Genomic DNA, 20,137 nt, shown 5'->3' on the forward strand with positions numbered 1-20,137 from the left:
AATATTCCCCTTCACTATTTCTACCTAAGACACCCTCTCAATGGCTCTCAAACCGACAATCTATAAGTTTCGTATCTCTTTAACCGATATGAATCGCGACTATTACGACTCTTTTAATCTAACGGTTGCACAACACCCTTCTGAAACAGAACAGCGCATGATGGCGCGTGTCATGGCTTTCTGTATCAATGCCTCTCCTGAACTTGAGTTCACTAAAGGGTTGTCTAGCATTGAAGAACCTGATTTATGGCAGAAGTCGTTAGATGACCAAATCCTAGAGTGGATTGATGTTGGCGAACCCGATCCAGAGCGTGTGAAAAAAGCGACTCGCTTATCAAAGTCTGTGCGCGTCTTCAGTTTCAACACAAAGTCGAACGTGTGGTGGGAGCAAAACAAAGGCAAATTCGGTTATCTAAAAGCTCAAATTGTCCGCTTGGATAACACCGGTATCGAGCAGCTCGCTGAAATGACACAGCGCACAATGGATCTTTCTGTCATGCTATCGGGTAACTCTGCGTTCGTTAACAGCGACACGCAATCGGCAGAAGTCACGTGGGAAGAGCTACAGAGTAATGATTGAGAGCCCAAATCAGACTGAATCTCAGCCCCAAACTCAACTTGAAGCTTGTTTGCAGCTTGCTGGTCTCAATTCAGTCAAAGCGTTGAAGACAGACTATGAAAAAGAGTTAAAGTCATTTATTGACGAAAACCATGCTCTTTTTAAACACGCCCGTGATAATAAGCCTGACAACTCAGAGCGACAAACTTTGCTTGGACTGCTAACGAAAATTCATATCGATGTCAGCTACCGTTTTGAAAGTAGCAAAGAAGTCAGCGAAGTGATGCAAAATGTCTTCGAGAACACCTTGGGCCAAGAGCATAGCGGCAAGTTTCAACATTCTCACTCACAGCAATTAAAATTGGTGACGCACTTGTGGTTATTCATTCAAGGACGACTCGGAATGGATTACAGCTTGGCTAATGATCACGCGGCAGTCACGGCCAAACTCCTGTCTCGTTTATCACGAAGCACAGACGATGAAATTCGAGTGGCGTTCATGGGCAGCTTTTATGATGGTTTGCATCTTTATCAAGCAGAAAACAAACCATCAGGGCTTTATCACCACTTAAAGCGCCTATTTAACCTTTCTTAAGTATGCCACCAGCGGCTGAGTCGGAAGCAACTATCCCCACAGCCGCAAACTCATCCCACAGACACAAAAAAGCCCCGCTATTGCGAGGCTTAAGTATTTTCAATCAACATCCGTTTACAGCGGACAAACTGGGTTCATTGAATCATACCAGTATCATTAACGCAGACCGTGTAAAAACTCGTGTCGCGTTGCCGGGTTCGATTTAAAAATCCCCCCCAGAGCTGTGGTCGTCGTTTCACTGGTTGCATCCATAACACCACGCGATTTCACACAGTAGTGGACCGCATCCATCGTAACAGCCACATCATCGGTTTCGAGTAGCGTTTGTAATGCAACCAAGATCTGCTGAGTCATACGCTCTTGAACTTGTGGGCGCTGTGCGAAGAAGCGAACGATTCGATTGATCTTTGAAAGACCAATGATCTTACCTTGAGGAATGTAAGCAACTGCGGCTTTACCATCAATTGTCACTAAATGGTGTTCACAAGTACTGGTCACGGTAATGTCTTTTACGCGTACCATCTCACGAACGCCCATCTTGTTTTCAATGACGGTAATTTTAGGGAAGTTGGCGTAATCCAAACCAGAGAAAATTTCATCAACGTACATTTTAGCAATACGTTGCGGTGTTTCTTCCAGGCTATCGTCCGTAAGATCAAGTTCAAGGAGAGTGAGAATCTCGCGCATATGGTGTTCGATTCGTTCCTTCTTCTCTTCTCGGCTAACCTGATTAGGACGCATTGGTGTCTCTAACCCGCGGCTTGCTAGCGCATCTTTAACTAACTTCGCTGATTCGCTAAGACCTGACATTGAACTTCCTCTTTTATAACCCCTTCTGGATGGCAAACAAGGATACTAGGAATTTTGAATAAATACAGCCATATTTTAAAGGCGGTCATTATTTACGGGGCCTAAACTATGCTAAAGTGGCGGTAATTTCACGGGTGAATTAGGCGTAATGTGATCATTAATGAGTCACCATCGCCAACCACAAAATCAAAAATAATGACTATCAAAGGATTTCAATTATGGGCTGTTGCGACGCTCCGGGCTTGATGCCAATTGAAGATGCGCTAGATAAGCTGCTATCACCAATCAAACCCATCCAAACGACTCTGTCTCTGCCTCTTGCTGAAGCTCTCGGTTATGTCCTTGCTGAAGACATTCTTTCCCCTATTTTTGTTCCTCCTTTTGATAACTCAGCAATGGATGGTTACGCGCTGCGCCTAACGGATCTAAAAAACAGCAGAGTCCTGCCATTAGCGGGCAAATCTTTTGCGGGTCAACCGTTTGAAGGCGAATGGCCTAGCAACACCTGTATTCGCATTATGACGGGAGCCAAGATCCCTGAAGGGTGTGACGCTGTCATCATGCAAGAAAATACCGTCGAAACGGACGCTGGGATAGAGATTCAACAAGACGATATCAAGCTGAACAATAACATCCGCCCAACTGGGGATGACATCAAACAAGGTGATATTGTGCTGAGCCGTGGCGAACGTTTAACGCCTCGCGATATTCCAATGATTGCGTCGTTGGGGGTCAGTCACGTGACGGTGTTACATAAGCCGAAAGTCGCTTTCTTCTCTACGGGTGATGAGTTAAAGCCATTAGGTCAGCCTCTTGAAGACGGTCAAATCTACGACAGCAATCGTTACGGTATTAAACCGCTGATTGAAGCGTTTGGTTGTGAAGCGATCGACCTCGGCATCATCCCCGACTGCCCAGCAACACTGAAAGAAACCTTCGAGAAAGCTCAAGAACTCGCAGATGTTGTCATCACGTCTGGTGGTGTGAGCGTTGGTGAGGCGGATTACACCAAAGACATCCTTGAAGAGCTTGGTCAAATTGGCTTCTGGAAACTGGCAATCAAACCGGGTAAACCGTTCGCATTCGGTGAATTGGATGACGCATGGTTTTGCGGCCTGCCGGGTAACCCAGTATCAGCGATGATGACCATGTATGTTTTGGTCCAACCAATGCTGGCTAAATTAGCCGGTCACTCGGCATGGACAGCGCCAGAATCGATTCCAGCGATAACAAAATCTGCATTCAAAAAAGCCCCAGGCCGCACGGATTACCAACGTGGTATCTACTCGATTGAAAACGGTCAGTTTGTCGTCGAAACAACAGGTAACCAAAGCTCCGGCGCTTTCCGCTCAATGAGTTTAGCAAACTGCTTTGTGGTACTGGAGCGTGAACGTGGTCGTGTTGAAGTTGGTGAAACAGTTCAGATTCAATTGTTTAACTCGACGCTTTACTAACGAGGCTTGCTGATGGAAATACTGTCTGATGCAGAAATGCTTCGCTACAACCGCCAGATCATTCTTAAACAGTTTGACTTTGAAGGCCAAGAAGCGCTGAAACAGAGCTCGATCTTGGTGTTAGGCGCCGGCGGCTTAGGTTGTGCCTCTGCTCAATATCTTGCAACGGCAGGCATTGGTAAGCTGACGCTTATCGATGATGATGTTGTCGAACTTTCAAATTTGCAGCGACAAGTGCTTCACACTGACGCTGATATTGGTAAGAAGAAGGTTAATTCAGCTGCTGAGTCTTTACAGGTGTTAAACCCGCACTTGACCATTGAAACGGTTGATCGCAGGCTTGATGACCCAGCGCTTGCTCAGTTGATTGAAGCACACTCACTGGTACTGGATGCCAGTGATAACGTTGAAACGCGCAATCAATTGAACCGTTTATGCTACGCATCGAAAACGCCTCTCGTATCGGGGGCTGCAATTCGTATGGAAGGCCAAATCAGCGTATTCACTTATCAAGATGAAAATGCACCGTGTTACCAGTGCTTGAGCGCTCTATTCGGCAACGCGGCTCTAAGCTGTGTCGAAGCCGGCGTTATGGCGCCTGTTGTTGGCATGGTAGGCGCGGCTCAGGCTTTAGAAGCGATTAAAGTTATCGCCCAGTATGGACAACCCAAACAAGGCAAGCTGTTGATTCTCGATGCCATGTCTCACAGCTGGCGTGAAATGAATTTAATGAAGATGCCTAATTGTTCGGTGTGTAAATAGCCTGAGCCAACGAGCCATTTTCTCGATATTCAAGCCATCACTTTCAGCCTTGATGTAATTCAGGGCTTTTTTGTATCTAAAATTCGACCACCAAAGGAGCATCATTTTGCAATAACCGATATAAAAGTCGTTTTATTTAAATTCTCATTTTGAGAAAGTCCCCCTAAATCGAAACTTTCAATACAAAAAAGACCAATAATCAACACCTTAAAACTGGCACGTAACTTGATTGAGTACCTAGACCTTCCATGACAAGGATGTAGATATGAGAATCACAACGTTAAGTTTGCTATTAAGTGCACCATTGGTCGCCAACGCAGCGCCATTCGATACCTGCCCGAGTCAGGCTTACTTGTTTCAGTCAAAGCCCGTCGAAGTTTGGGGCGTGAACCTAGTCACTGGATCAACCACTCTGTTAGAAGATGATACGGGGATGGATGGCAACATCAATGGTGTAGGTTTCGATTTTGCAGACAGATACATCTACGGTTACGACACCACCAACAAACGCCTAGTTCGTCTTGGAAAAGACTTCCAAGCAGAAGTCATCAATACCAGTGGATTACCAACCGATCACACCTTCTATGTCGGTGATGTCTATGACCACGTGTATTACCTTTATCGTACTGGTAAAGGGTTATTCACGGTTGACCTTTCTCCTTTAGATAGCAACCCAAATGCAACCGTAACGGTAACTAAAGTTTCAGGTAGCCCTGCCACCGTCAATTTGACTGACTTTGCTTTCCATCCAAGTGATGGTTCGCTGTATGGTATCGATAATAACTCGGGTGGCTTGTACCAATTTAACCCAACCACAGGTGCAGAAACTTACATTGGAAACACCGGAGAAACGGGGACATTCGGCGCAGGCTATTTTGATGTAAACGGCTACTATTATGTATCTCGAAATCAAGACGGTAAGATCTACCGAATCAACTTATCTCCCGACAACGCAACCAATATTGCAGCGGGGATTGTTCCAGCCGTTGAGTTTGTCTCGAATGGCCCTTCGTCTAATCAAAATGATGGCGCGCGTTGTGCGAATGCGCCGGTCGTCGATGAAGATTCCAACATCGACTTCGGTGACGCGCCAGACAGCTATTTAACGTTACTGGCCAGTAACGGTCCTCGACATGAACTGGATGGTATGACTTGGCTAGGCACAAACGCTCCCGACGCCGACCTCGATGGCTACGTAACACCACAATCGGATGAAAGTATCGGTATTGATGATGAGTGGGCAAACGGTGGTATCGGTTTTGTCACCGCTCTGGAGGCTGGACTGGATTCAAAAGTGGTGATTGAAGCTTCAACAACCGGTTACCTTTCGGCTTGGATAGACTGGAACCAAGATGGCCGCTTCGATGGCGCCAACGAGCAAGTATTTACAGACTATCTGTTAGCTGCTGGCGAAAACGACCTGTTCCTCAATGTCGATATCAACGCACTGACCGGAACGACATGGGCTCGATTTAGATTCAGTCAACAAACCAACTTAAGTTACTTTGGCGGCTCAACCTCTGGTGAAGTGGTCGATATTCAAGTCGATGTCCTTAACGATGGTGCCACAGCTCGTTACTTCCCTAGTGCTTCTGGCTACGCAACGCTCGCATACGAGGATAACTGGCCATATAAAGCTGACTACGACATGAACGACGCCGTAATCCTGTATCGAATCACTGAGATCCTTAAAGACGGTAAAGTGATTAAATCAACGATTGATGGGCGCTTGGCTGCGGTTGGAGCAAGTTACAGAAATGGTTTTGCGGTTCGCCTACCAAACTTGGCGCCATCGTCTGTTGATAGCGGCAACTCTTACATGAAACATAACGGCGTCTTCACGGGTTTAGATATGGAGGATGGGCGCAGTGAATCGATCTTTATTGTCGCTGACGACTTAACGTCTAAAATCAACACGTCATGTACGTTCTACCGAACCCGCAATTCATGTAAAGACAATGAGCAGTTCTCTTTTCAAATCGGTATCAGCTTATCTGACTCTGGCATCAGTACTGCCACATGGACGGATATGCCTTACGACCCGTTCATCTTTGCAACGCCCGGTTACTACCATGGAGAAAATCTGCCTCTGCACCCCGGACGCAGTTGGGAAGTTCACTTGCCAGATCAAGCGCCAACGGAAGCCTTTGATGCTGCTAACCTCTTCGAGGCTGGGTTAGGTGTCGATGACAGCAATCCATCAACTGGCAAATATTTCAAAACGACAGAGAACCACCCTTGGGCGTTACTCATTACATCAACGGATGAATGGGATTGGCCTCGAGAGGAAGTGGATATCGTCACCGCTTATCCAGAGTTTAAACAATACGCAGAATCCGGCGGAGAAACGAACCAAACATGGCACCAATTCCCTGCAGACAATCAACGTTACGAACCATAAGGAGCGACGCTATGAAGATTCACACTCAACAATATCGAGACAACCATTGTGTTAATTCAAGTTGCAATCTCTGTGAGGAAGAACGTATGTCTGTCCAACACACTTGGCACATAAAGAAATTATTCACCGTTGTTTTAGCTGCAGCGCCACTGGTATTAGTCGGTTGTGGAGGGGGCGATGGAGGAGACAGTACATCGACCCCATCAACAGCCACACCATCGACGCCAGACACTGGAACGCCATCCCCCTCCCCATCGACAGCGACAAGTGCGGCAGCGACACCTACCTATACTATGAGTGATGTGGTGGTGCCTGATGGCTTTGATTACAGCTCGATTGAACCGTTTGACCTCAACATTGACATTAGCCGCATTTCAACCGCTCGCTCTTTTGTCACCGTTTATAGCCGCTTCAGTACTCGAGATGACTCTACTTTGAAACCAGACTACTCAAGCAAAGTGATTGCAGGCTCGTTAAATAACGGCGTATTTGTTTCCAACTTTACGGCTCCAGTCAATCAAGACTCACTACTGGTCGAAATTTGGTTTTACGATGGTCAACCACCACTGCAACGGGTGGTATCAAGCCGTGATTCTCAGATCATTTGGTAAAACATAGAGACATTGGGGTAATCGATAAATTCAACACTGGATCGGTATCAATAGAAAGTGAGCTGAAAGGCTCACTTTTTTGTATTCATCGAATATAAGTGGAGTTAATTTTTCTGATTGATTTCATTCACTTTGACGCCAATCTGACTTATCTTTTAAAAATAACTTTCAAATACTTACTCTCATGAGACAATTAAAAATAGGTCTATTTATCCTAATGTGTGGTGTGGGTGTGTTATTGGCTCTGACCTATTTCCCACTAACATCAGAGACAGGGCAACGCATTCAAGCCAAAGTAATGTCGAACACCCTCACTCAATCGCTAGACGGACACCGGCGCTATCTCACGGTTCAAACTCAAGACAATCAAATATTTCGCGTTTCCATTGCTCCAACCACTGACTGCCCTATTGATTCTGTCGTTGCGCTTGATACCTTAAACAATCATATAACCGGACAAAGCAGCTATCAGTTCATTCACTGTCGAGCTGCACCGTAGCCATTGCTCAAACCGTTGTATTCGCTAAAACAATCAACAATCGTATTCGTCAAACATCAATTATGGATCAAACAATAATGAATCAGCCGCTTATCTCACCAGAACAACTTCAACAACGTTTGCTAGAAAAAGACGACCTCATCATTCTCGATGCCAGTATCGAGTTTCAGATTCCGAGCGAGCCAGAAAAGATCAAAGGACAAATGATTCCTGGGGCGATGCGTTTTGACTACGATAAAGACTTTTGTAACAAACACACCCTGCTTCCTCACATGTTCCCGACCGAAAAACACTTCAACAAACGCGCACAAGAAATGGGGATCAATCAAGAGAGTACCATTGTCGTTTACGATAACTCAGGAACCTTTGCTTCCCCTCGTGCATGGTGGATGTTTATGGCGATGGGGCATAACAACGTATATGTCTTAGATGGCGGTTTACCCGCTTGGATCGAAGCCGGCTACTCGACAGATACTGACTACAAAGCACAAGAAAAAGCGGGCAATTTTGAAGGTCATATTCAAAGCCGCTATTTTGTCAATGCTCAACAGATCGAACGTTATTCAACGGACAAGAGCGCAAACATTGTCGATGCTCGTTCTCAAGCTCGCTTCGATTCAGAAGTTCCAGAACCACGTGAAGGCTTACGCAGTGGACATATTCCAAACTCCCTTTGTCTACCCTTTAAACAAGTACTCGATAACGGCCAGCTCAAACCTCAAGATGAGCTTATCAATATCTTTTCAACGTTAACATTAACCCCTTCTCTACCTATGTTTTTTAGCTGTGGCTCTGGAGTAACAGCCTGCATCATATTATTGGCGGCTAAACTCGCTGGCTATACTGGTGAAATGGGCGTTTACGATGGTTCATGGACGGAATGGGGGGCTAACGACAAACTGCCTATCGCCGTGACTCACAAGTAATTCAACTTCGCTTACTGCTACAGTTAGAATATAATGCGCACGCATAAGGCATTTCAATTTCTTAGGTGGTTTAAACTCGCAAAAATTAAACACTTTGCTACCAAGTTAACGCTATCTTCATTTGAATCGAGAACTAAATTAACGTTGTTGCGTCATTATGCGACAATCTTTTTCAGCTCTAAACCGTCAGGAAGCATCGGTTAATCGTTCTCTGTATTTTTTAAATGTTCAGGTTTCACGCAAGCATCTCATTCAGTCGTGGTAGCACGATTGAATCACCGAAACTTTGATCATGATTATTTTCAACCAACATGAATCATGCTGACAAACTGTTACTTTGTCACTTGTACTCAGCTAAAAATCGTTACCAATAAAAGGCATCTCATGGCTCTATTTAAGAAAAATATCTGGTCGCTGTACGCTCTTATCGTACTGCTTACCCTGATACTTTTCGCCGTGTTGGGCGTCACCAAATGGCAATCAAATAGAAATGAATTCACGGAGCAACAACACCTTCAAGTCGAGTTATTTTCAAGCTCTGTCAACTCACTATTAACAAGCCAAGAAGCCTTACTTGAAGTGGTAGGAAACCATCTCGCACAGCAGTCGGACTTTACCCGTACGGCTTCTTTTCAAATTCGCCCAATTCTGGATAAATTGCTTGATACCCACCCGGCTATTGCCGCGTTTAGCTTACTCAATACTCAAGGTAATTACCTCGCGGTCAGCTCTAACCTGCAACTCTCTGGTCAGAAGAACCTACTTCAAGACAAAGCCACTAAGGATTCATTTTTAGAGGCTATAGCGAGTGAAAAAATGGTGTTAGGTCGAACTTACTATCAAAAGTCTCTAGATAGCCTTGTCATCCCATTGAGAAAATCCATTTCTATTGATGGGCAGAGCATTGATGCGGTCATGACAGCGGATTTACGTTTAGACAGTACGATTGTCTTTGAAAATAATGCGCATACTGGCCGTTTTAATACGCTCACCTTACTTCGCTTCGATAACTACCGTCAGTTCGTTTCCAGTGATATCGACTCTCTCGATGCCTACTTAGAACCTGAGGGAGCGGACTTGATGAAACACATCACTCAGAGCTTTGTGCAACAAGTCGGGACCGATGTAAATGAAGCTAAAACAAGCAAAGAGACCTATTCTTTCATCATCAATGATGAAAAATATCACGCGTTAGTCAGTGTTAAATACATACCAGACTACAAACTTTGGGTCATCGGCCAAACCGACCTCACTCATGTGAATAGCCTCTTCTTTACAGAGTTTGGTATTCTCTTTATTGCCTTTGTTGTCTTACAAGTCAGTTTCTACACCTTGGTTAAATCCATCGCCAAAAACGAACAGCGCACACGAAAAAAACTCATTTATCAAGCAAATCACGACCCATTAACCTCCCTGCCAAATCGTTTATACATGCGTAGAAATATTGATAAGTGGGTTAAAAATGAGTCAGAGCCGTTCTCATTGTTGTTCATCGATATCGATAATTTCAAATGTGTCAATGATACTCACGGACATGACTTCGGGGACAAAGTACTGAAACAGATCGCTTTACGTTTAATGAGATTTCGTTCTCGCATGAGTTTAGTGGTGCGAGAATCTAGCGATAAATTTTTGTTCCTAACACCAGTCACGAATGAGTCGGAAATTAAACGCCTCGCAGGACGAATAATTCAAGTGCTGTCTCAACCCTATGAGGTTCAACACGCTCAATTTTCGTTGGGTTGTAGTATTGGTATTGCTCGTTTCCCTGAACACGGAAAAGATTTAGATAGCCTACTTCGCTCTGCCGATATTTCCATGTACAAAGCGAAACAACAGCAAAACTCCTACAGTATGTTTACTGCGGCGATGCAAGACGCTCACCTTTATAAAGTTAAAGTCGAACAAAGACTGCGTCTTGCTATTGAAAAACAAACACTATTCATGGTTTTTCAGCCTCTGGTTCGCACTGACAAAAGCGTTCATGGGGTTGAGGCTCTCGTTCGCTGGATTGATGAAGAGCTCGGTTTTGTTCCACCCGATGTCTTTGTACCTGTCGCTGAAAGCACTGGATTAATGCAAAAGCTGGGGGCTTTTATTATTGAATCCAGTATTATGCAGATCGCCCATTTACACAGAACCACCGAACAAAAGATTGGGCTGTCGATCAACATATCAGTTCGTCAATTTTCGCATCAATCCTTCTCTGATCACTTGCTGGCAACGCTCGAAAAGTATCAGCTATCTCCGAGCTGTTTAACGCTAGAAATTACGGAGAGCTTGTTCATTGAAGACGTGACTGTCGTTAAGCCTATTTTCGAAGCTCTTAAGGCAAACGATATTAAAATCTCTTTAGATGACTTCGGTACGGGCTACTCTTCATTAAGCATGTTGAAAGCACTGCCTATCGACGAACTTAAGATTGATAAGAGCTTTATTGAGAACATCGCGGTGGATCAACAGTCACTCACTATGGTGCAAAACATTATTGCGATTGGTAAAAACTTTGGCATGGTGGTTTTAGCGGAAGGCGTAGAATCAAACGAACACTTCTCGATTCTAAAGGCCTGTGACTGCGACTTGATGCAAGGCTACTACTTCTCTCGTCCTATCCCTTACGATGAGCTATGTCACTATCTGGCGACAACTCAAGTAAAAAAAACAGAGCTGCCTCTCGCACCGGTTTAAGCGTTTGTGGGCTTGGCATCACATAATGGTACACACTAAAATGGGATCCTAACTGGATCCCTTTCTATCGTAATACCGCTCATACCTTAACGATTGCCTTCTAACTCAACGTGTTTCATTTGCTCATCTAAGTTTAGCACCGTCAAAGCGTTACTTACGCTGGTTGCAATCACGTCGACCACGCCGGTTCTTAGTGCACCTAGCAAAGCAAGGGGTTTACTGTTCTCTGCTGCGATAGCGATGACCTCAGCGATTGGGCGAAACTCTTCCAAGGCCAAACCAATTACACGGTCACTCATTACTGTGTTTGCGGTTTTGCCGTGAACATCAAAAAAGTCATAACCCGCAAAGTCACCGACGACACCTTGTAATAAACGAGATTGAACGACCTCCCCGGCGGTAAACCAGCCTAAGTCGACCATATAGCTATTTTCACTCATATCACCAATACCCACTAAAGCGACATCGGCCTTACGAGCAAGATCGAGCGTTTGCTTCACAGTACTGTTTTCCATGAATGCGGTTTTTTGCGCTTTATTCTCTGCATAAGCGGGCGCATACAAGGTTTCGGATGAACCGCCATACTTCTTGGCTAACTGTCTGCATATATGATCCGCGTTAAACTTCCCTCCCCTTGGGTGAATACCACCGATGCCACAGACGAATTTACAATCACGTGGCGTAATGACACCAGTATGATGAGCAACAGACGACACGTTTCGGCCTTGTCCAACTGTGACCACCATACCATTTCTCAGTGTGCTCGTTAGATAGTTCGACACCAAGCCTGCCACCTGCAAGCGTTGCTTTTCTTCAGTTGGTTGATCTAATGCCACAAGCGCACGCTTCACACCAAAACGCTCAATCAAACGTTGTTCGATCTTGGCGCTGAATACAGGATGATATTTTACCGTGATGTCAACAATTCCTTCATCACGGGCTTGTCTGAGCATTCGACCAACCTTTGCACGAGAGATAGAGAACTTTTTAGAGATCTCTTCTTGAGTCGCACCATCTTGATAATAAGCAACCGCGATTTCCGTTAGGAGATCAGTGTTTTGTTCGGAAACATCTTGGATATTGTTACTCATCTACCACCCACCCTATATTTAACAATTACTTTACCTACTTGGAGAACAAATGTCCGATGCCTAAGCAAGTGATACGCAAGTTTACTCCTGAGCATATGTAACATCAAGGATCATTTGCTCAGCTTGATAACCTTGATTTTACTGTTGATTAATTCGCCTCACTTTACGTACTAAACGTTTGCTCGCATAGGGCATGATTACTAGAGCGAAATATATTTGACTGAAGTCACCATACCGCACTATTTACCGTTGACTTTGATGCTAGATAGGATAAATATGGCTACATCATTTACTCATCGAGCGATCAAATGTTCTGTGCAAATGTTCGTTCGGAGAAAAATTTAAATTAATATAAGTTTGGTTCACTGGTACAACCATTGAGAACTTCATTAATTCGCTTGCAAATGCCCACACCTCTCCCATTAATGAGGTGTTATGCGATACATAGGATGATCAAAATGAGCAATAAATTAGAGCAACTTCGTAAACTAACAACTGTTGTCGCTGACACTGGCGATATCGAAGCGATCAGCAAGTACACTCCGGAAGATGCAACAACTAACCCATCTCTAATTCTTAAAGCTGCTCAAATTGCTGAGTACGCACCTCTAATCGATGCTTCTATCGAATACGCTAAAGCGCAAAGCGACGACAAAGCACAGCAAGTTCAAGACACTTGCGACATGCTTAATGTGAACATCGGTAAAGAAATCCTGAAAGTTGTACCGGGCCGTATCTCTACTGAAGTCGATGCTCGTCTTTCTTACGACATGGAAGGCAGCGTGGCTAAAGCGCGTCAACTGATCAAAATGTACAACGACGCTGGCATCACTAACGACCGCATCCTTATCAAACTGGCTTCTACTTGGGAAGGCATCCGTGCTGCTGAAATTCTAGAGAAAGAAGGCATCAACTGTAACCTAACGCTTCTATTCTCTTTCGCTCAAGCTCGTGCTTGTGCTGAAGCTGGCGTATTCCTAATCTCTCCTTTCGTTGGTCGCATCATGGACTGGTACAAAGCGAAAGAAGGTCGTGATTTCGAAGCTTCAGAAGATCCAGGTGTAATTTCTGTTTCAGACATCTACAACTACTACAAAGACCACGGTTACAAGACTGTTGTTATGGGCGCAAGCTTCCGTAACATCGGCGAGATCCTTGAACTTGCTGGTTGTGACCGTCTAACTATCGCTCCTCAACTTCTCGCAGACCTAGAAGCCGCAGAAGGCGAAGTCGTAGAGAAGCTGATCGACTCTAACGGTACCAAAGAGCGCCCTGCTGCGATGACTCACGCTGAGTTCCTTTGGGACCACAACCAAGATGCAATGGCTGTTGAGAAACTGGCTGAAGGCATCCGCAACTTCGCCATTGACCAAGGCAAACTAGAAGACATGATCGCAGCTAAGCTGTAATCACTACCTAATAAATAAGAGGAACGAATTTCGTTCCTCTTTTACATCTATCCACGAATTTTTAATTTCGAATCAATTTTGGAAGCAATTATGAACCGCAAACATTTAGCTAACGCTATTCGTGCTCTAAGCATGGACGGTGTACAACAAGCAAACTCTGGTCACCCAGGCGCACCAATGGGCATGGCTGACATCGCTGAAGTACTTTGGCGCTCTCACCTAAACCACAACCCGTCAAACCCAGAGTGGGCTGACCGCGACCGTTTTATCCTGTCTAACGGCCACGGCTCTATGCTAATTTACTCTCTGCTTCACCTATCAGGTTATGAGCTTTCGATTGAAGATCTTAAGAACTTCCGTCAACTGCACTCTAAGACTCCAGGTCACCCAGAGTACGGTTACGCACCGGGTATCGAGACAACGACAGGTCCTCTAGGTCAAGGCATCACCAACGCTGTTGGTATGGCAATGGCTGAGAAAGCGCTTGCGGCACAGTTCAACAAAGAAGGCCACGACATCGTAGACCACTACACTTATACATTCATGGGTGATGGTTGTCTGATGGAAGGTATCTCTCACGAAGCCTGTTCTCTAGCCGGTACGCTAGGCCTTGGTAAGCTGGTTGCTTTCTGGGATGACAACGGCATCTCTATCGATGGCGAAGTAGAAGGTTGGTTCTCTGACGATACACCTAAGCGTTTTGAAGCTTACGGCTGGCACGTAATTCCAGCAGTTGATGGTCACGATGCTGACGCTATCAACGCGGCTATTGAAGCTGCGAAAGCGGATCCTCGCCCGACTCTAATCTGTACTAAAACAGTAATTGGCTTTGGTTCTCCAAACAAAGCAGGTACGCACGACTGTCACGGTGCACCATTAGGCGCTGACGAAATCGCAGCAACTCGTAAGCAACTAGGTTGGGAGCACGGTCCTTTTGAAATTCCGTCGGAAGTTTACTCAGAGTGGGATGCGAAAGAAGCAGGCGCAGCTAAGGAAGCAGCGTGGAACGAGAAACTTGCAGCTTATGAAGCAGCATACCCAGAGCTGGCAGCAGAATTCAAACGTCGCGTAAACGGTGATCTTCCTGCGCAGTGGGAAGAGAAAGCAAACGCAATCATTGCTGATCTTCAAGCTAACCCAGCAAACATCGCTTCACGTAAAGCTTCTCAAAATGCACTAGAAGCGTTCGGTGCTATGCTACCGGAATTCATGGGCGGCTCTGCTGACCTTGCACCTTCTAACCTGACTATGTGGTCGGGTTCTAAGTCGCTTGAAGCAACTGACTTCTCTGGTAACTACATCCACTACGGTGTACGTGAATTCGGTATGACAGCGATCATGAACGGTATCGCTCTGCACGGTGGTTTCGTACCTTACGGCGCAACGTTCCTAATGTTCATGGAATACGCACGTAACGCAATGCGTATGGCGGCTCTGATGAAAGTTCAGAACATCCAAGTTTACACTCACGATTCTATCGGCCTAGGCGAAGATGGTCCGACACACCAACCGGTGGAGCAGATCGCGTCTCTACGTTTGACTCCAAACATGAGCACATGGCGCCCATGTGACCAAGTTGAGTCTGCCGTGGCTTGGAAACTGGCAATCGAACGTAAAGAGGGTCCTTCTGCACTTATCTTCTCTCGTCAAAACCTTGCACAACAAGATCGTGACGCTGAGCAAGTGGCTAACATCGCTAAGGGTGGTTACATCCTGAAAGATTGTGCTGGTAAGCCAGAGCTAATCATCATTGCAACGGGTTCTGAAGTTGAGCTTGCGGTTGATGCCGCTGCACAACTCACCGCTGAAGGTAAAGCAGTACGCGTAGTCTCTATGCCTGCCACTGATGCGTTCGACAAGCAAGACGCACAGTACCGTGAATCTGTACTTCCATCAGACGTTACAGCGCGTATTGCTGTTGAAGCGGGCATCGCTGACTTCTGGTACAAGTACGTGGGTTTCGGTGGCAAGATCATCGGTATGACAACGTTCGGCGAATCTGCACCAGCAGGCGAACTGTTCAAGATGTTTGGCTTCACGACTGAAAATGTTGTCAATACAGCGAAAGAGCTTTTAGCGAAATAGTGATGAACTTAGGGCATATTAAAATCCCTGAATAAACATGCTAGTACCGTTCATATAAGATAACTTGAACAGTCTATTAATAAAAAATCTCCATTAACGTTGTTGATGGGGATTTTTACTAAATGCAATCGCGAGAGGGAGAACTATGTGGGATAAACAGCGCCAAAATTAAGTGATTGACGCTATACAGTTTGCTAGAGTTAGTTACTCGCTACGAAGTAATCATTATTTAACTCTTTTGATACCAATTATAATTGCCACTATACCGCCAACCATTCCTAACCATGCCTCGATTGGTGAATGACCACTGAATGCACGTGTCAATTGAGATTCAGCAGAATCGTAAATATTGTATCCCCAAAATGCTAGAAAAATACCTGCAATGATAAGTACAATCCCGATAAGCTTATTGTTCATTTCTACTCCAAAACACTAATTAAACTCGACACATAACCCCTGCATAACTCGTTGACTACTACACAGATTAAGTCCAAAGTTACCAGTTAATATGAGAAAATCCAAAGATAATCTGCAATGACGAATTTATTAATCGTATTAATGTATGGGTTATATCCTACTAAATGAGTGAGTTTAATTTAACGGTAATGAGTCCTACTTTGTCCGTGTTGCTCTTCAAGGCGTGATTCTTGAGTAATTTAGTTTTATTGTTCACAGATCTCCACAGCTTTAACTGCAGAGTTCTCCCCCAGATTTAACGATTCAGTATAGACTGTCACCTGACTTCCCTTCGAAATCTGTTCTATATCAGCCAAGTGAACCAATACGCCATCCAGATATTGTGTGACTTCATAACCTGAGGGTAACGTTCGCGAGTTTACAATCGGGCTGTAAAGGAAGTAATCTACATTCTCCCATTTTTCGGTAATGCAGCCCGCTAAAACAGAGGCCTCTCTCATACTCGTCGACTCGAAAACAGGGGCTGAATTACGAAGTTTTTGAGGTGTTGTGGCACATGCATTGAGTAATACAGCAATACTTATAGCGATTAAGAATTTCATTCGCACCTCATAACAACTAACGCTCTATTAAATAGTGAGCAACGCCACCCTACTGAAAGCTTGCTACCTTGCTCACAAAATCCAACCAAACCAAAAACGTCGAACGTTAGCGAGTCTGTCTTGAAAACTTTATCCGGTAATAGCTCGCTTAACTGCATTGACTTGTTTTTCAAATATCGTTTTTGACTCTGGTTTACTGGAACCTGCAACAGAAACCCATTGCAAACCCGTTTCATCAATATGCTCAAACTCGACCTGAAGCTCATACTTTTTAATAGTGAATATAGTGAACACTACGCCTAAAATGAAGGCTATCGGTGCTATAACAATCCCAAAACCTTCGGGACAGATAACCCATACAACGCTTGATACAATAGCCCCCATTAAAAACAGCTTTAAAGCATGATCCTTCACAGTATTCAATTTAACTCTCGCGTTTTTTATTTTAGATAAAGGAAATTCATCGCGCTTGTATCGAAAGGCTGTATTTCCAATTTCAAAATCATCCATTGATATCATTTTCCCTCCATTCCCCAATAACGGCATAATTAAGTGAACTACGATGCAATTATACTGAACATTAATGCCTTAAAACGAGAAACATTCGGCAAACGGAGATTACCGATCATCGTAAATAGGATTAATTCAATCATTACGACGCAGCTCTCATCGCACATTATACCGAACATGCTCACCTCAAACTGACCCAGCTATATAGCAAAAACTCGCGTTATGAGTGGCTTAGTTTGTGACCTTAAATTCAATGCCAAGAGACCATTCGATGTCGGATAAATAGAGCCTCAAAAATTAATCATTGCCGCCGTAGTCTTTTGTTAGTTACGGACGACTTGTTTGGCTAATTTTCTCAATAAGTTAAGATTTAATGGATCTTTGTAAACTTGCTCAAAAAGACGGTAAACGGCTTCATCATGCGTCTGTAAATAATTAAAACTCTTCTTGGATCCCAAAAACCACATGCCACGAACCTCAAAATATAACTCCAATAATTCGTATTGAAGCCAAGTTCGACGATAATTTCCGTCTAAATTACCATCACTTGCTCGCTCAAGCATTTTAGTCACCCACTCTTGAATATGTACTCTATTTACGTCAGACATTGGTTCCTTACCGCCGGCAAGCTTTTGCTTAACTCTGGTAAGGTAGCTCTCGCCTAAACCGCGAGCATCATGGATGACTTTCCCGTCTCCAAACCTTAACGATGCCTCTGGAATGGTATCAAGAAATGCAGTGGGATAAATCCACACATCAAGAAATGTACCGTGAAACAATCTCGCATCTTTATGTTCTTCCGGATTGTCCCAAATACAGGCAATATCGATATCACTTGTCTCTGTTGCTTCATTTCGAGCATAAGAACCGTAAAGGATAATCGTATGGGGAGCATATTTTTCTTTCAGTTCTTCTACTACTAACTCTAAAATATCGTTCATTTTACCTCCAAGCCCATTACGCCCTGTAACGGTATGAGCAACGCTCGCCCCCAACACATCATCGACACTTAAGCTGAAATGCCAAGCATTGGCAATCAACCTCAAACACGGATTAAATACCTTGCACTAAGCTCAATTTACTCTATTCTGAGCATACTTTTTGTTTCGTCATCTATGGATTATTAGTATTTGGCTTAGCTTTGCTATCTAACCAAGAACCATTATGACAACCAAACTTCGCATTTGTTACCAAACAATTGTCATTGGAAACAATGATATACATTTATGCACTTTACGAGATAAACAACAGTTTAGCGACCCTAAAAACACGGCAAAAAACTTAGGCATTTCTTCTGCTTCATGGCCGATTTTCGGGGTGGTTTGGCCATCCAGTTTAGTTCTAGCCCACCACGTACTTAACTTAGACACTCATAGCAAACGAATTCTTGAAGTCGGTTGCGGCATTGGGCTATCAAGCTTACTTCTAAATGAGCAAATGGCAAATATCACTGCCACTGATTATCATCCCGAAGTAAAAACCTTCCTAGACAGAAATACTCAACTGAATAATCGAAAAAAAATTGCTTTCGAACGTGTCGACTGGGCAGATACGAACTGTCAGCTCGGCCTTTTTGACTTAATTATTGGTAGCGACCTTTTATATGAGGACCAACACATCTCATTGTTAGCTCAGTTCATTCAAAACCATGCTAATCAGACATGCGATATTATTCTTGTTGACCCAGACCGAGGACGTAAAAATAAACTGAGCTCGAAAATGAGTGAATTTGGATTTACGAGTGATCACATCAGACCTGACAATACTGATTATCTAGAACAAAAATTTAAAGGCCATATACTGAGGTTTTCACGCAAATCTGAAAGCATTTAATGCCGGCATAACACGTTTTTTCTACCATGCAGCTCAAGATCAAAATGACCACTTAATGCAGTAACTAGAATGCCAAATGTAGCCAATCGTGTTGATGCATTTGTTTTAGCGTGTACTTAATTTTGAACTGGTGCTGCAAAAAGAGTATCAATATACGCGTTAACAGGCTCAGGCAATAAGTCTTGTGGATGATCGCCACCCAATGTTGCAAGCCCGCTTGAGCCATCAATAATCACCGAGCTTAGTTCAACATTATGTTTAATATCCCAAGTCACAATTTTCACTTTAACTTTATCAGCTTTACCCGACCATTCCGTTGCTCGATCTTCCCAATGCATAATTGTTGGGTAAAACAAATAATCTGAACCATTGCTTTCAGCAAGCTTAATCGATTCTTTCAATGAGCCAGCGTCGTTAGCAACCGTGACATCGTTCATTTTAGTCAGTAAGCCCGACTTAATAACATTACTTAATAATGCTCCAGAACCTTTATAGTCTTTCTCGCCATAACGTCCATCCTCTGATAATGCGACATAAACAGATGAACTTGCTGATATTTTATTAACTACTTCGGTATTAGACATATTTAAATGATGAGAGTCAGCACAACCCGCTAGAGTAGCAATCAAACCTAGAACCAATAATTTTTTCACGATAGTATCCTTATAAGCATTAGGTCTAAATATTACCACATAATACAGCCGCCTAAAAAACGATATAAAACTTTGTTAAATAAGTTATTTTTAATCCTGCTGATTCAAAATGCCAAGCGTTTGTGACCACATAATTAACTAATTCCAACCGTTAGGCATACCTTCATTGCTATCATGCTCCGCATTACAGACCTTACACCTGAAATAGCTAACCTGCGATTCTGATTTACTT

General features: G+C 44.0%; 19 protein-coding genes. 12 read left to right on the forward strand and 7 right to left on the reverse strand.

The features are described from left to right. Window positions 1-40: 40 nt before the first annotated feature. Together OCU36_RS19520 and OCU36_RS19525 are read left to right on the forward strand one after the other, a co-directional pair. The gene (locus OCU36_RS19520) at window positions 41-580 is read left to right on the forward strand and encodes a YaeQ family protein (RefSeq protein WP_261840145.1); all 540 of its coding nucleotides are present in this window, start codon (window positions 41-43) and stop codon (window positions 578-580) included. After that, entirely contained in the window at window positions 573-1,154 is a 582-nt protein-coding gene (locus OCU36_RS19525) for a hypothetical protein (RefSeq protein ID WP_261840146.1), read from the forward strand. The genes OCU36_RS19520 and OCU36_RS19525 overlap by 8 nt, the downstream gene beginning before the upstream one ends. 156 nt (window positions 1,155-1,310) lie before the next feature. On the opposite strand, the gene folE is transcribed toward OCU36_RS19525, so the two are convergent. After that, window positions 1,311-1,964 (reverse strand): GTP cyclohydrolase I FolE, encoded by a 654-nt coding sequence (folE, locus tag OCU36_RS19530; RefSeq protein ID WP_261840147.1) that lies wholly within the window; start codon window positions 1,962-1,964, stop codon window positions 1,311-1,313. Between the two features lie 218 nt (window positions 1,965-2,182). Between folE and moeA the strand changes: the two genes are divergently transcribed. From moeA to OCU36_RS19565, 7 genes are all read left to right on the forward strand, one after another. Then, window positions 2,183-3,418 carry a molybdopterin molybdotransferase MoeA gene (moeA, locus tag OCU36_RS19535; RefSeq protein WP_261840148.1) on the forward strand — a complete coding sequence of 412 codons (1,236 nt, stop codon included), beginning with the start codon at window positions 2,183-2,185 and terminating at the stop codon, window positions 3,416-3,418. 12 nt (window positions 3,419-3,430) lie between these two features. Then, the gene (gene moeB / locus OCU36_RS19540) at window positions 3,431-4,180 is read left to right on the forward strand and encodes a molybdopterin-synthase adenylyltransferase MoeB (RefSeq protein WP_261840149.1); all 750 of its coding nucleotides are present in this window, start codon (window positions 3,431-3,433) and stop codon (window positions 4,178-4,180) included. Between the two features lie 265 nt (window positions 4,181-4,445). After that, entirely contained in the window at window positions 4,446-6,581 is a 2,136-nt protein-coding gene (locus OCU36_RS19545) for an LruC domain-containing protein (RefSeq protein ID WP_261840150.1), read from the forward strand. Window positions 6,582-6,592: 11 nt separating this feature from the next. Continuing rightward, the gene (locus OCU36_RS19550) at window positions 6,593-7,192 is read left to right on the forward strand and encodes a hypothetical protein (protein WP_261840151.1); all 600 of its coding nucleotides are present in this window, start codon (window positions 6,593-6,595) and stop codon (window positions 7,190-7,192) included. A gap of 184 nt (window positions 7,193-7,376) precedes the next feature. Next, window positions 7,377-7,691 carry a hypothetical protein gene (locus tag OCU36_RS19555; protein ID WP_261840152.1) on the forward strand — a complete coding sequence of 105 codons (315 nt, stop codon included), beginning with the start codon at window positions 7,377-7,379 and terminating at the stop codon, window positions 7,689-7,691. Window positions 7,692-7,768: 77 nt separating this feature from the next. Next, window positions 7,769-8,617 carry a sulfurtransferase gene (locus OCU36_RS19560; RefSeq protein WP_261840153.1) on the forward strand — a complete coding sequence of 283 codons (849 nt, stop codon included), beginning with the start codon at window positions 7,769-7,771 and terminating at the stop codon, window positions 8,615-8,617. 384 nt (window positions 8,618-9,001) lie between these two features. After that, the gene (locus OCU36_RS19565) at window positions 9,002-11,305 is read left to right on the forward strand and encodes a bifunctional diguanylate cyclase/phosphodiesterase (protein ID WP_261840154.1); all 2,304 of its coding nucleotides are present in this window, start codon (window positions 9,002-9,004) and stop codon (window positions 11,303-11,305) included. A gap of 86 nt (window positions 11,306-11,391) precedes the next feature. Here the strand turns inward: OCU36_RS19565 and OCU36_RS19570 are convergent, their stop codons facing one another. Then, complete coding sequence (locus OCU36_RS19570) at window positions 11,392-12,396, reverse strand: sugar-binding transcriptional regulator (RefSeq protein ID WP_261840155.1); 1,005 nt, start codon at window positions 12,394-12,396, stop codon at window positions 11,392-11,394. A 458-nt stretch (window positions 12,397-12,854) separates the two neighbouring features. On the opposite strand from OCU36_RS19570, the gene tal reads away from it, so the two are divergent. Further along, entirely contained in the window at window positions 12,855-13,805 is a 951-nt protein-coding gene (gene tal, locus OCU36_RS19575; RefSeq protein ID WP_261840156.1) for a transaldolase, read from the forward strand. Between the two features lie 90 nt (window positions 13,806-13,895). Continuing rightward, complete coding sequence (tkt, locus tag OCU36_RS19580) at window positions 13,896-15,890, forward strand: transketolase (protein ID WP_261840157.1); 1,995 nt, start codon at window positions 13,896-13,898, stop codon at window positions 15,888-15,890. Between the two features lie 225 nt (window positions 15,891-16,115). Here the strand turns inward: tkt and OCU36_RS19585 are convergent, their stop codons facing one another. The 4 genes from OCU36_RS19585 to OCU36_RS19600 form a co-directional block, all read right to left on the reverse strand. Beyond that, window positions 16,116-16,307, reverse strand: a complete 192-nt coding sequence (locus tag OCU36_RS19585) for a DUF3185 family protein (RefSeq protein ID WP_261840158.1) — start codon at window positions 16,305-16,307, stop codon at window positions 16,116-16,118. Window positions 16,308-16,552: 245 nt separating this feature from the next. After that, on the reverse strand, window positions 16,553-16,909 hold the full coding sequence (locus tag OCU36_RS19590) for a hypothetical protein (protein ID WP_261840159.1): 357 nt from the start codon (window positions 16,907-16,909) through the stop codon (window positions 16,553-16,555). 129 nt (window positions 16,910-17,038) lie between these two features. Then, window positions 17,039-17,419 (reverse strand): hypothetical protein, encoded by a 381-nt coding sequence (locus OCU36_RS19595; protein ID WP_261840160.1) that lies wholly within the window; start codon window positions 17,417-17,419, stop codon window positions 17,039-17,041. A gap of 323 nt (window positions 17,420-17,742) precedes the next feature. Then, a complete protein-coding gene (locus OCU36_RS19600; protein WP_261840161.1) occupies window positions 17,743-18,360 on the reverse strand; it encodes a nucleotidyltransferase domain-containing protein in 618 nt (205 codons plus the stop codon). Window positions 18,361-18,583: 223 nt separating this feature from the next. Between OCU36_RS19600 and OCU36_RS19605 the strand changes: the two genes are divergently transcribed. Continuing rightward, window positions 18,584-19,252, forward strand: coding sequence for a class I SAM-dependent methyltransferase (locus OCU36_RS19605; protein WP_261840162.1), 669 nt, complete (start codon window positions 18,584-18,586; stop codon window positions 19,250-19,252). Window positions 19,253-19,368: 116 nt separating this feature from the next. Here OCU36_RS19605 and OCU36_RS19610 read toward each other — a convergent pair whose 3' ends face one another. Further along, window positions 19,369-19,905, reverse strand: coding sequence for a DUF4823 domain-containing protein (locus tag OCU36_RS19610; RefSeq protein ID WP_261840163.1), 537 nt, complete (start codon window positions 19,903-19,905; stop codon window positions 19,369-19,371). Window positions 19,906-20,137 lie beyond the last annotated feature (232 nt).

Origin of the sequence: Vibrio artabrorum, assembly GCF_024347295.1 — a bacterium.
In the GTDB taxonomy this organism is placed as follows: domain Bacteria; phylum Pseudomonadota; class Gammaproteobacteria; order Enterobacterales; family Vibrionaceae; genus Vibrio; species Vibrio artabrorum.